Source organism: Aeromonas sp. 604176 (assembly GCF_049170755.1).
Classification (GTDB): Bacteria; Pseudomonadota; Gammaproteobacteria; order Enterobacterales; family Aeromonadaceae; genus Aeromonas; species Aeromonas veronii_A.
The window spans coordinates 1-11,493 of sequence record NZ_JAAKNE010000037.1; the positions used below are offsets into that span (position 1 = coordinate 1).

9 protein-coding genes are annotated in these 11,493 nt (G+C 59.1%); 3 read left to right on the forward strand and 6 right to left on the reverse strand.

Annotated features, from left to right (window positions below; all coding sequences use genetic code 11):
* Positions 1-3 precede the first annotated feature (3 nt).
* The gene (locus G5358_RS08900) at positions 4-2,475 is read left to right on the forward strand and encodes a penicillin-binding protein 1A (RefSeq protein WP_257687016.1); all 2,472 of its coding nucleotides are present in this window, start codon (positions 4-6) and stop codon (positions 2,473-2,475) included.
* A gap of 49 nt (positions 2,476-2,524) precedes the next feature.
* Here the strand turns inward: G5358_RS08900 and oxyR are convergent, their stop codons facing one another.
* The 4 genes from oxyR to G5358_RS08920 all read right to left on the reverse strand — a co-directional run bounded on the left by oxyR (position 2,525) and on the right by G5358_RS08920 (position 6,971).
* Positions 2,525-3,424 (reverse strand): DNA-binding transcriptional regulator OxyR, encoded by a 900-nt coding sequence (gene oxyR / locus G5358_RS08905; RefSeq protein ID WP_257687017.1) that lies wholly within the window; start codon positions 3,422-3,424, stop codon positions 2,525-2,527.
* A 156-nt stretch (positions 3,425-3,580) separates the two neighbouring features.
* Positions 3,581-5,221, reverse strand: a complete 1,641-nt coding sequence (locus G5358_RS08910) for a methyl-accepting chemotaxis protein (protein ID WP_216953054.1) — start codon at positions 5,219-5,221, stop codon at positions 3,581-3,583.
* 171 nt (positions 5,222-5,392) lie between these two features.
* On the reverse strand, positions 5,393-6,037 hold the full coding sequence (locus tag G5358_RS08915) for a DsbA family protein (protein ID WP_421323965.1): 645 nt from the start codon (positions 6,035-6,037) through the stop codon (positions 5,393-5,395).
* Between the two features lie 73 nt (positions 6,038-6,110).
* Positions 6,111-6,971, reverse strand: a complete 861-nt coding sequence (locus tag G5358_RS08920; RefSeq protein ID WP_026035063.1) for a Vmh family MBL fold metallo-hydrolase — start codon at positions 6,969-6,971, stop codon at positions 6,111-6,113.
* A gap of 126 nt (positions 6,972-7,097) precedes the next feature.
* Here G5358_RS08920 and G5358_RS08925 point away from each other — a divergent pair, with 126 nt between their 5' ends.
* On the forward strand, positions 7,098-7,997 hold the full coding sequence (locus G5358_RS08925) for a LysR family transcriptional regulator (RefSeq protein ID WP_005362277.1): 900 nt from the start codon (positions 7,098-7,100) through the stop codon (positions 7,995-7,997).
* A gap of 68 nt (positions 7,998-8,065) precedes the next feature.
* Here the strand turns inward: G5358_RS08925 and G5358_RS08930 are convergent, their stop codons facing one another.
* Positions 8,066-8,845, reverse strand: coding sequence for a BPSS1780 family membrane protein (locus G5358_RS08930; RefSeq protein WP_216953052.1), 780 nt, complete (start codon positions 8,843-8,845; stop codon positions 8,066-8,068).
* Positions 8,846-9,148: 303 nt separating this feature from the next.
* Between G5358_RS08930 and G5358_RS08935 the strand changes: the two genes are divergently transcribed.
* Positions 9,149-9,970 carry a peptidoglycan DD-metalloendopeptidase family protein gene (locus G5358_RS08935; protein ID WP_216953051.1) on the forward strand — a complete coding sequence of 274 codons (822 nt, stop codon included), beginning with the start codon at positions 9,149-9,151 and terminating at the stop codon, positions 9,968-9,970.
* Between the two features lie 88 nt (positions 9,971-10,058).
* Here the strand turns inward: G5358_RS08935 and G5358_RS08940 are convergent, their stop codons facing one another.
* Complete coding sequence (locus G5358_RS08940; protein WP_216953050.1) at positions 10,059-11,396, reverse strand: MATE family efflux transporter; 1,338 nt, start codon at positions 11,394-11,396, stop codon at positions 10,059-10,061.
* Between the last annotated feature and the right edge of the window lie 97 nt (positions 11,397-11,493).

Genomic DNA, 11,493 nt, shown 5'->3' on the forward strand with positions numbered 1-11,493 from the left:
TCCATGCTGAAATGGCTCGTTCGCCTGTTTATTGTCATGATGCTGGGTGCTGTGCTGGGTGTTGCCAGCCTCATCGGTATCTACTTCTATATCAAACCCCAACTGCCCGATGTCACCGCACTGCGTGATGTCAAACTGGCAACCCCGATGAGGGTCTACAGCCGGGATGGGGAATTGATCGCCCAATATGGCGAAATCCGTCGCATTCCGTTGCGCTTGGATGAAATCCCCCAACCAATGATCGATGCCGTACTGGCAACCGAAGATGCCCGCTTCTACGAGCACCCCGGCATTGACCCCATCGGCATCATTCGCGCCGCCTCCGTCTGGGCCGTATCAGGTCATGCCCGTCAGGGTGCCAGCACCATTACCCAGCAGGTTGCCCGCAACTTCTTCCTGAGCAATGAGAAAACCATCATCCGCAAGATCAAGGAGGTCTTCCTGGCCTGGCGGATCGAGCAGAATCTCTCAAAAGACGAGATCCTCGAACTGTACCTCAACAAGATCCCTCTCGGTTATCGCTCCTTCGGGATCGGTGCTGCGGCTCAGGTTTATTTTGGTAAAGAGGTCAAGGACCTGGGACTGGATGAGATCGCCATCATTGCCGGTCTGCCCAAAGCCCCCTCCATGCTCAACCCCATCCGATCCCCCGAGCGCGCCTTTGCGCGCCGCAACGTTGTGCTTGGTCGGATGCTGGAGACCGGCAAGATCACCCAGGCCCAGTTTGACGAAGCGTCCAAAATGCCGATCAAGGCCCGTTTTCACGGCGCCGAAGTGACCCTGCACGCTCCCTATCTGGGTGAAATGGTACGCCAGAAGATGGTAGAGCAGTTTGGTGAAGATGCCTACACCATGGGCCTGCACGTCTACACTACCGTCTCTGCCGAACGCCAAAGGGCCGCCAGACAGGCTCTGCTGGATGGCGTCTTTGCCTACGATATGCGTCACGGCTATCGTGGCCCGACGGCCCAGTTGTGGAAGGCAGGCGAAACAGCTTGGGATTACGAGCAGATCGTGGCCCACCTTGGCAAGCAACCCACTTATGATCCGCTGATGGCGGCCGTAGTTACCAAGCTCGGTGACCGTAGCGCCACACTGGTACTTAAAAATGGCAAGGAAGCAGAGCTGGGCTGGAACGGCATTAAATGGGCTCGCTCCTTTATTACCGACGACCGCCAAAGCTATGCCCCGAAATCGGCACGCGATGTACTGAAAGTCGGCGCCCAGATCTGGGTGCGGGAAGAGGGCGAAGAGTTGCTGCTGGCCCAAATCCCGGACGTCAACGCCGCGCTGGTTGCCATGAACCCGAAAAATGGCGCGCTGGAAGCAGTAGTTGGCGGCTTCAGCTTCGAACTATCCAAATTCAACCGGGTCGATCAGGCGCGTCGCCAGATCGGTTCAAATATCAAGCCTTTCCTCTATGCGACCGCGCTGGAGCACGGCTATACCCTGGCGTCGCTCATCAACGATGCGCCAATCAACCAGTGGGATCCGTCAAAAGGGCCCATGTGGCAGCCCAAGAACTCCCCGGCCGTTTATGATGGCCCCACCCCGCTGCGTCTGGGTTTGGCCAAGTCCAAGAACGTGATGTCGGTTCGACTGATGCGCGCCATCGGTCTGGATACCTATATCGACGGTCTGACACGCTTTGGCTTCCCCCGCGACTTCATCTCGCCCCATGAGTCACTGGCGCTGGGCGCAGCCGAATTTACCCCCCTCGAGGTGGTGCGTGGTTACTCGGTACTGGCCAACGGTGGCTTCCTGGTGACCCCATACTTCATCGACAAAGTCACCGACAGCCTGGAGAACACCCTCTATCAGGCCAATCCTGCCATTGCCTGCAACAATTGCGAACAGCAGACGGCGTCCGAGCAGAGCACACTGCCGGAGCCAACTGTTGATGGCGCAGCACAAGATGGCACGCAGACCCCTCTCGCGCCAACCATCGCCCCGCATACCATCAGTGCCCAGAGCGCGTTCCTGATCACCGACACCTTGAGCACAGCCATCTGGGGTGGCAACGGCTGGCGTGGTACCGGCTGGCGTGCAGCCCGTGACCTGAAACGTCACGATATCTCCGGCAAAACCGGTACCACCAACGAATCGCGGGATGCCTGGTTCTCCGGCTATACCCCGGACATCGTAGCTACTTCCTGGATCGGTTTTGACAACCACCAGCGTGGCCTTGGCCGTGCCGAGTTTGGTGGTGGCGCTGCACAGCCTATCTGGATCGACTTCATGAAAGTCGCCCTCAAAAAGCAGCCGGAGCACAAGATGCCGGTTCCCGAAGGGATCATGACGGTGAAGATTGACAGCGAAACCGGACTGCTGGCGACCAGTGGCGGAACCGACGAATACTTCAAGGAAGGGACCGAGCCGACCCGTTACGCCGCGCCCAGTTCGGACGGCAATCAGGTCTACGGTGGCGACAACCCCGATGTGGAAGGGCCTGTCTCTACCGACGATATCTTCTAAGCTGCTCTCGCGGCAGCAACAAAACCGGCAGCCTTGGCTGCCGGTTTTTTTATTGGGCCAACTGCTTGCTCATCAGCGTGGAGATCGAGGCGGCCAGCTCGTTGAAACAGGGGCGACGTACCGAGTAGTGGCGATAGAGCAGCGAGATGGTACGACCCGGCACAGGGTCAACCACAGGACGATAGCTCACCCCTCCCTCATCATGATCGGCGGGTACGGCCAGCTTTGGCACCAGGGTCATGCCGCTACCGGCGGCCACCATGTTGCGCAGCGTCTCGAGACTAGTCCCCTTGAAGCGTTGATCCTCACCTATCCCGCCAGCGAAACAGAAGCCCATCGCCTGATCCCGCAAACAGTGGCCATCGGCCAGCATCAGCAATTTCTTGCCCTTGAGATTGCCGAGTGGCACTTGTCTGGCCTGTGCTTCGGGGTGATGGCAAGGCACCGCCAACCACATCGGCTCATGATAGAGCTGGATTGAACCAAACCCCTCCATCCCAGGCATCTCGGCCAGAATGACGCAATCCAGCTCCCCCTCTTCCAGCCGTTTGAGCAGGGTTTGGGTCTGCTCCTCATAGAGATAGAACTCCAGCTGGGGAAAACGCTCACGCAGGGTCTGGATAATGCGGGGCAACAGGTAGGGGCCCACGGTCGGAATAAAACCGATATGGATCTCCCCGGACATCGGCTCGGAGAAGTGCTGACCGATGCTCTTGAGCTCGCGCACCTCCTTGAGCACCCGACGCGCCTGATGGGCCATGGCATCGCCAGCCGGAGTAAACAGCACCTTGCGCGAGGTACGTTCGATCAGAATGACCCCGAGTTCATCTTCCAGCTTGCGCAGCTGGCCGCTCAGGGTGGGTTGACTGACAAAGCAGCGTTCAGCGGCTTTGCGAAAATGTTTTTCCTCATCCAGCGCCACCAGATATTCGAGATCGCGAAGATTCATACAGCAAGAGTCCTGCCTGGAAAATGGGCCATCAGCATGCACAATATCGTCCGGCGGGACAAGTCATCCACTTGCAGTGAGCCTCTCTGGCTGCCCCTCCAAAACAGAAAAGCCCGATCACCTCGCGGTAATCGGGCTGTTTGACTCGCCGATGGATTACACCCTGAAACGGCGCACCATATCCTGCAGTTGGGTAGCCAGGTGGTTCAACTCGTTGCACGCCTGAGCCATCTGGGTGGCACCGGCGGCCACCTCTTCGGAAGCATGACTGATATTGACCACGTTACGGTTGAGCTCCTCGCTCACCGCGCCCTGCTCTTCGGTGGCCGTTGCAATCTGGATGTTCATGTGGGAGATGCTGCTGACCGAGCCACTGATCTGGGAGATAGACTCGCCCGCTTCCCGCGCGGTAGCTACCGTGGTGTTCATCAGCTCCTGACTCTGTTGCATGGTACTGCCCGCCTGTTCGGCACGCTGCTGCAACTCGGCAATGATGGTATTGATCTGGGAGGTGGAGTCCTGGGTTCGTTTGGCCAGAGTACGCACCTCATCAGCCACCACCGCAAAACCCCGTCCCTGCTCACCGGCCCGGGCCGCTTCAATGGCCGCGTTCAATGCCAGCAGGTTGGTCTGTTCGGCAATGCCGCGGATCACCTCCAGCACCATGCCGATATTGCGGCTATCATCGCCCAGTTGGCGGATCACCACTGCAGTGCTCTCGATGGCCCCCGCCACCCGCTCGATGCGCAAAATAGAGTCATTAACAGTCTTGGCCCCAATCTCTGCTGTTTCGCTGGCCGAGGTGGCGGCACTGGCGGCATCGCTGGTGTTGCGAGAAACCTCCTGAACCGTAGCCTGCATCTCGTTCATCGCGGTTGCCAGCTGATTAAGTTCATGCTGCTGGGCACTCATGTTGGCCGCTGACTGCCTTGCTACCGAGCTCATCTCTTCGGTGGCCGAACTCAGTTGCACCACTGAGCCCGAGACTTCACTGACCAGGGTACGCAAATTGGTCTGCATCTCGCCAAACCCTTTGGCAAGAGTCCCCAGTTCATCATTGTTGAACTGTTGCATATCGATGCGGGAGGTAAGATCACCGGAGGAGACACGGCGGGTCTGCTCCAGCAGGGCCATCACCGGATTGCGGATCTGGGCGGTCAACAGCCAGGCAATCACCACCACAAAAGCCAGCGTCACCAGGCTGACAATAATGCTCATGGTTCTGGCATTGCTATACATGGCCGCAATGTCTTTCACCATCTCATCGGCAATCTCGTTATTGATCTCCCGCAAACGATAAGACTTGGCACCAACCTCTTCCAATGCGGCACGAGTCTCGTTTTTGCGCAGACTTCTGACTTTATCCAGATCGCCAGCAGCAAAGGCATTTAACAGCTGGTCATGTACCGAAAAATACTTGGCCCCCGCCGCAACCACCTGCTCATAAACCTGCTTCTCTTCACCAGTAGTGAAAGGTAAAGCACCATATTTTTGGGCTGCTTGCTCAAATTCCTGCTTGGCCTTATTGAAGGTCAGGGTGCGATCGCTTACCTCTTGCTCATCCTTGTTCAGGCCACCGATGACCTGGGCCAACTCTGAACGACGCGCATCCAGCACGGCAACATGCATCTGGCTCGCCAGACGAGTAGAAGGCAGTAAATTACCCGTGATGGTTTCGGTATCACCATAGAGCTTTGCCAGCTGGCTGATTGAAAACCAGGCCAAGCCCAGTACCAACAAGGCCAGGATGGCAAATCCGGCACTCAGTTTCTGGCCGATGGACATGTTTTTGAACATATAAGGGCTTCCTTGAAATGAGTCTTCACTCCCGCAACATCCACCGGGAATGGTCATATAGAGCATAGCCTGCACCCGGAAAACAGAAGGATTTCATACCGTTTCTGTGATTGTTTGCCTATCGGCCCTGGACACCTTTCCTGAAGCGGTCTCGTGTTCAAATAACAGCCATCATGTCATTAGAGCCAGCAGATGCGTGCTCAGAGCATCCGGCTCCCCCAGAAAATCGGCAACCCGTACAGGCGTGACCCGCCCCTTGTGCATCAGCCCAAGGGTGGGATAACCCTGACCACCCAGCCGTTTCATCCAGCCCTGGCTATCTGCCTGATGTTGCAGCAATGGGGCCTGCAGATAGGCTTGCTGGAACGCGTCTTCACTGACCCCCTGCTCTGCCGCCAGCGTGGCGAGAAATGCCGGCTCACCAATCCAGATCCCGTCCCGATAGTGGGATTGCTGGATCCGGTGCAACATAGCCAACCCATCCCCCCCCAAGGCCGTGACGGCCAAAACCGCACGGATCGGCGGCTCGGAGTCCAGCAGACACCCTTCGCGCAGCAGCAGTTCGTTAAAGTAGCGCTCGCCAAAATGCTGGCCGGTCAGCGCCTCGATCCGCTGATCATGGGGGCGCACATAATCACGCAATGCCTCGCCCATAGGCTGACGGCGACTACCCAGCCAGAGACCGCCCGCATGCAGCTCGATCTTGAGCCCAGCAATGGTGGCTGCCGCCTGCAACAGGGGGGCGGCACCGTAGCACCAGCCACAGAGCGGGTCATAGACATAATGGAGGGTGGTTTGTTGTTCGCTCATCTTCATTCTCACTTCAATCTCGGATAAAAAACCGGGCCCTTAGGCCCGGTAAAAACACAGGGAAAGCAGGCTCAGTGGCTTACCACTTCATCTCGCCGGTATTGACCTTGGCACCGATGGCCAGACCATCGTCAACCGGCAGTGCCGGATAGGCTTTCTTCAGAGCCTCAATCAGCTCACCGGAGTTTTTCGCCTTGGCCAGCTCCTGTTCGAAACGCTCTACATAGTCACGGGTAAAGGTCACAGCAGCAGTGCCTTTGGGAGCAGTGCCCAGGAAGTGGCCCGGTACCACACGCTCGGGTTTCAGGGCCAGCAGGTTATCCAGCGCCTTGACCCAGTTGCTGCGAGCCGCTTTGGTCTGGCTGTCGGCCATCCAGACATGCACCCCGTGGTAGACCGGCACACCACCAAAAGCAGTCTTGATGGAAGGGGCCCAGAGGTAGGCATTCGGGGTATTCATCTCTTTGATTTCAATCTTCTCGCCATCCAGCGTCAGGTGGCTGGCGGTCATCACTTGCGGCACGGTCAGGCTCTTCGGTGCACCCTTGCCGAGGATCGGGCTCCAGTAGCTCAGCTTGGCATCCTTGGTCTTGTTGATATGGTCAACCACATGCTGGTCGGCCAGCACTTTGACATCCGGGAACGCCGCCATGACCGGCTCCAGACCGAAGTAGAAGTCGGGGTCACCGGCACTGATATAGACAGTGGTCAGCTTCTTGCCGCTCTTCTTGATCATGTCGACCAGCGCCTGACCATTTTGTACGTCGAACTGGGCATCGATCAGGATGGCCTCTTTGTCACCGGTCACCAGTGAGGAGGAGACCGGGAAGATCGCCTTCTCGCCAGGGTTATAGACGGTCACGCTCAGGGGGGCTGCCAGTGCGGCGCCACTCAGCAGGGTGGTCGCCAGAGTCAGGTTGCGGATCAGGGTGTTGTTCATCATCTATTCCTCATTAAGTATTCGGGGGTTCATTTGATGGACAGAGTGTATTGGATCACATAAGGTGCAAATACAGCATAAAAAGCACATCACTGTTGCACTTATCGAACATATAGAGAGCCATACATGGATCGACTGACCGCATTGCGGGTCTTCGTCAGCGTAGTCGAACAGGGGAGCCTGAGCGGCGCCGGAGAGAAACTGGATATGTCGCGCGCCATGGTGTCACGCTATCTGGCCGAGCTGGAGAGCTGGATGGGCGCTCGCCTGCTGCACCGCACCACCCGTCGTCTGAGCCTGACCGGGCCGGGAGAGGAAGCGCTGAACCGGGCCCGCGCCATGCTGGCCCTCGGCGAAGAGATGGAGCAGATCGCCGTGAAGGGAGATGACGCCCCCAAGGGACAACTGCGGATCACCAGCAGCTACTCCCTGTCAGAAGCGCTGCTGGTCGGGGCTGCCAACGACTATCTGGCGCAATACCCGGGGACGGCCATCGACATTCTGCTGCTCGACAGAACCGTCAATCTGGTAGAGGAGCGGATCGATCTGGCGGTGCGCATCACCAACGACCTCGACCCCAATCTGGTGGCGCGCCGTCTCGGCACCTGCCACTCGGTAGTCTGTGCCAGCCCGGCCTATCTGGCCCGTCATCCGATGCCACACAAGGTGCAGGATTTGGCGCTGCACAACTGCCTCACCTACACCTACTTCGGCAAGAGCCTGTGGGAGTTTAATGGACCGGACGGTCCCGAGTCAGTGCCGGTCAGCGGTAACCTGAGCGCCAATATCTCCAACCTGCTGCTGGAAGCAACGCTGGAAGGCGCAGGGATCAGCCTGCAGCCACGCTACTCGGCCCAACCCTATCTGGAGCGCGGAGAACTGGTGCCCCTGCTGACCGACTGGCAGCCCAAGCGCCTCGGGGTCTACGGGGTGTATGCCACCCGCAAACAGATGTCGCCACTGCTGCGCAGCTTCCTCGATTTTCTGCTAGCCCGCATGGCGGCGGATCCCATCTGGCAGGAGTAAGCACACCTCAAACCCGACCATGAAGAGAAGGGGCCGCTGCGTGCCCCTTCTTCATTCCGATCCCTTGATCAGGCTTCAAATCCGAATGGTTCTGAGTGAGGCGCTTCCTGCTGCGCACTCTCGTCCAGGAAAATATCCCGATAAGCCACATAGATGGAGTAGTTGAGCGCCGGGATCACCACCAGCAGACCCACCAGCAGCAGCGCAGCGCCAAACAGCAGCAACATGGCTGAGAGCAGCCCCCACCAGAAGAAGGGAAAAATATTGCGCCAGCAGCCGAAGAAGCTCAGCCGTACCGCCTGAATGATGCCGATATCGTGGTGGTAGATCAGCGCCGGAGCAAAGGTGACCCCCATCAGCACGGGAATGATGAGCAGCATACCCACCAGCAACACCAGCAGCAGTTGTTGCAACTGGCTGGCAGAGACCACCATGCTCTCGGGATCCTGCGTCAGCAGCGGGAGCAGTCCCCACATAGAGAGCAGACCGAGACAGATGAGGCCAACCAGGCTGAACAGCAGCAACACCAGCAGACCGCCTAGCATCAGCGGGGTCAGCTTGTGGCGAAAACCGGCGAAGAGATCGGCAAACTGCAGCGGCTCCCCCCGATAACCCCGAGCGGCGACCGCCACCCAACCCGCGCCCCACACCATGTAGAGCAGCTGGGAGATAAGGCCACCCGCCGGCAGTTGCTCCAGCAGCATGCCCACCATAAACCAGACCAGCACCATGGCTACGCTGATCCCCATCCCCTTGTTGAAGATATCGAACCCGCTGCGAACCCAGAGCCAGCCACGACCTGTCGTGTACCGGGCCGGTGTGGTGCGCAAAGGGGGTAATCCGTTCATATCGTCTCCTCGGAGTGTCGGTGGCATCAGTGCCGGAAGCCGATTCTAGAGCCAGGGCGGGGGCGACTCAATGGCGAAGCGGCCCGACCACGACATAAAACCTGACGCAGCTATGCACAAAAGGGGCGTCAGCCACGCCCCGCCTCTGGCTGCCCCGACCATAACGAGGCACAATCTGCCCCCTTCCCCAGCCGCGCCTGTCGTGGCCAGCGTGCCGTGATCATCCTTTAGTGATCGACGAATGCCGGACAGGGGGGTTGTCATCCCGCCATCCCGGGCGCTTTAACATCGAGTGGTATCGTCATGAGAGTTGTTTGTTGTCTGTTGTTGTTACTGGCCAGCCAGTCAGCCCTGGCCGAGGGTTTTATCAGTCGCCTGCTCAACCATCCGGTGCCGGGTGGCGTTGCGGTGATCCCTCTTGGCGCCTCTGCCACTGCCCCCACGGCCCGCTATCACGACAAACCCGTGCTGGTGGTGCGCGAAGACAACCAGTGGATCGCCATCGTCGGCATCTCTCTGAAAAGCACGCCCGGCGCCCAGCAACTGACCACAGGTGATGGCCGTACTCTCGGCTTCACCGTGACCCCCAAGCACTACCGCGAGCAGCACATCAAGCTCAAGAACAGCCGTCAGGTCAATCCGCTCGCCGAGGATATGACACGTATCAACCGCGAGCTGGCGGAGCAGACCCGGGCTTACCAGACCTTCAGCCCCAACCAGCCGAGCAACCTGATGTTCGACAAGCCGGTCAACGGCCCCCTCTCCAGCCCGTTTGGCCTGCGTCGCTTCTTCAATGGCGAGGAGCGCAATCCCCACTCCGGCCTCGACTTCGCTGTCGGCGCCGGCACCCCGATCAAGTCCCCCGCCGCAGGCAAGGTGATCCTGATCGGCAACTACTTCTTCAATGGCAATACCGTCTTTGTCGACCACGGTCAGGGGCTCATCAGCATGTTCTGCCACATGTCGAAGGTAGATGTGAAGCTCGGCCAGAGCCTGCCGCGTGGCGGCATCGTCGGGCGAGTCGGTTCGACCGGCCGCGCTACCGGCCCCCATATGCACTGGAACGTCAGCCTCAACGATACCCGGGTCGATCCCGCCATCTTTATCGGCGCCTTCAAGCCCTGAATCGGCAGAGCCCGTTAACAAAACATCCTCTAACAAAACAGGCAGCCCATGGCTGCCTGTCTGCTATCTGCACGTCGAACCCGATTACCTATCCGGCCAGCGCGTGGGCGCCGGACTCCCGACGCATCGCCCGCCACATTACCAGCACCAGCAGCGAGCTGCACGTTGGCAATGCCAGCCAGACGCCGAGCACGCCCCACAGGGTCGAGAATCCCCACAAGAAACCGCCGATCAGCACCAGCTTGCCACCGGTGAGCAGGGAGGCGATGCGGGCCCGATTGATGGCCTGGAAGTAAGTGGCCCCCACCAGCAGCAAGCCCTCCATCGGCAGCCCCCAGAAGTAGAGCCAGATCCCGAGGCTCGCCACCGGCAGCAAGGTGGCGTTGTCGCCAGCAAACAGATAGACCGCCACCTCCGGCCACAGATAGAGCGGGATCATCGCGGATAGGGCGATCCCCAACGTCACTCCGAGTGCCAGATTGCGGATCCGCAACACCCGCCGCCAGTGACCTGCGCCCGCGTTAAAGCTGGCGATGGGCTGGATACCCATGGCGATCCCCTCAAACACCAGATAGAAGAAGGCCTCGGTGTAACTGATCACCCCGTAGGCCGCCACATGCAGCGAAGTACCCACCGCCAGCAACGCCTTGTTGTGCAGTGCCAGCACCACAGAGAGATAGAGGTACATCAGAAAACTGGAGATCCCGAGGCGCACCGTTTCGCCCATCAGCCGCAGATCGGGGCGCAGGGTGTCCCAGCTTATCCGCAGCTGGCTGCGCGGCGTGAAGAAGTGCCACAGGCAGGCAAGGCCCGTCACTGCCTGGGAGAGCATGGTGGCCGTCGCCACCCCGGCCAGTCCGAACGGAAACACCACCATCAGCAGATAGTCGAGCAGCACGTTGAGCAGGCCCCCGACCACCATGATGAGGGTGACAAATCCGGGGCGGCCATCGTTGCGCAGCAGCGAGCTGAACGCCATCGACAGCACCGCAAAGAAGCCAAGCCATGCGTAGGCCTGCAGGTAGGAGAGCCCGGCGGTGAAGATCTCCCCCTCCGCCCCCATCCAGGCCAGCATGGGCTCGCCATAACGAATCCCGATAAAACTGAGCAGTGCCGAGGCCAGCAACACCATCACCAGCGCATTGCCGACGATATGGCGGGCTTTGGCCGGGTTGCCCTGCCCCAGATAGAAGGAGACCAGCGATGAGGCCCCCATACCGATCAGCGCCCCCACCGCATAGAGCACGGCGCAGATGGGATAAGCCAGCATCAAACCGGCCATGCCATCCTGACCCAGCACATGGCCAACGAAGATGCCATCGATGGTGACATAGATGCCGGTGATCAGCATGGCCGCCACGGTCGGGGTTACGTAACGCCAGAAAAGGCGAGATAGCGGGGCTGTGCCCAGATCAACAGCTGACATATTCGACTCGGTGGAGAGAAAGCGGCCGGGATCATAGCGAAACGGCAGCACGACTTCCTGTTATTTGTGTTATGAATCATTAATATAGACTGCTTTA

Excerpts from the sequence above, each read along its gene's own strand:
- G5358_RS08915 (WP_421323965.1), bottom strand. The coding sequence starts at position 6,037 with ATGAAGATGAGCGAACAACAAACCACCCTCCATTATGTCTATGACCCG.
- G5358_RS08930 (WP_216953052.1), bottom strand. The coding sequence starts at position 8,845 with ATGAACGGATTACCCCCTTTGCGCACCACACCGGCCCGGTACACGACA.
- G5358_RS08920 (WP_026035063.1), bottom strand. The coding sequence starts at position 6,971 with ATGAACAACACCCTGATCCGCAACCTGACTCTGGCGACCACCCTGCTG.
- oxyR (WP_257687017.1), bottom strand. The coding sequence starts at position 3,424 with ATGAATCTTCGCGATCTCGAATATCTGGTGGCGCTGGATGAGGAAAAA.
- G5358_RS08910 (WP_216953054.1), bottom strand. The coding sequence starts at position 5,221 with ATGTTCAAAAACATGTCCATCGGCCAGAAACTGAGTGCCGGATTTGCC.
- G5358_RS08925 (WP_005362277.1), top strand. The coding sequence starts at position 7,098 with ATGGATCGACTGACCGCATTGCGGGTCTTCGTCAGCGTAGTCGAACAG.
- G5358_RS08935 (WP_216953051.1), top strand. The coding sequence starts at position 9,149 with ATGAGAGTTGTTTGTTGTCTGTTGTTGTTACTGGCCAGCCAGTCAGCC.
- G5358_RS08900 (WP_257687016.1), top strand. The coding sequence starts at position 4 with ATGCTGAAATGGCTCGTTCGCCTGTTTATTGTCATGATGCTGGGTGCT.
- G5358_RS08940 (WP_216953050.1), bottom strand. The coding sequence starts at position 11,396 with ATGTCAGCTGTTGATCTGGGCACAGCCCCGCTATCTCGCCTTTTCTGG.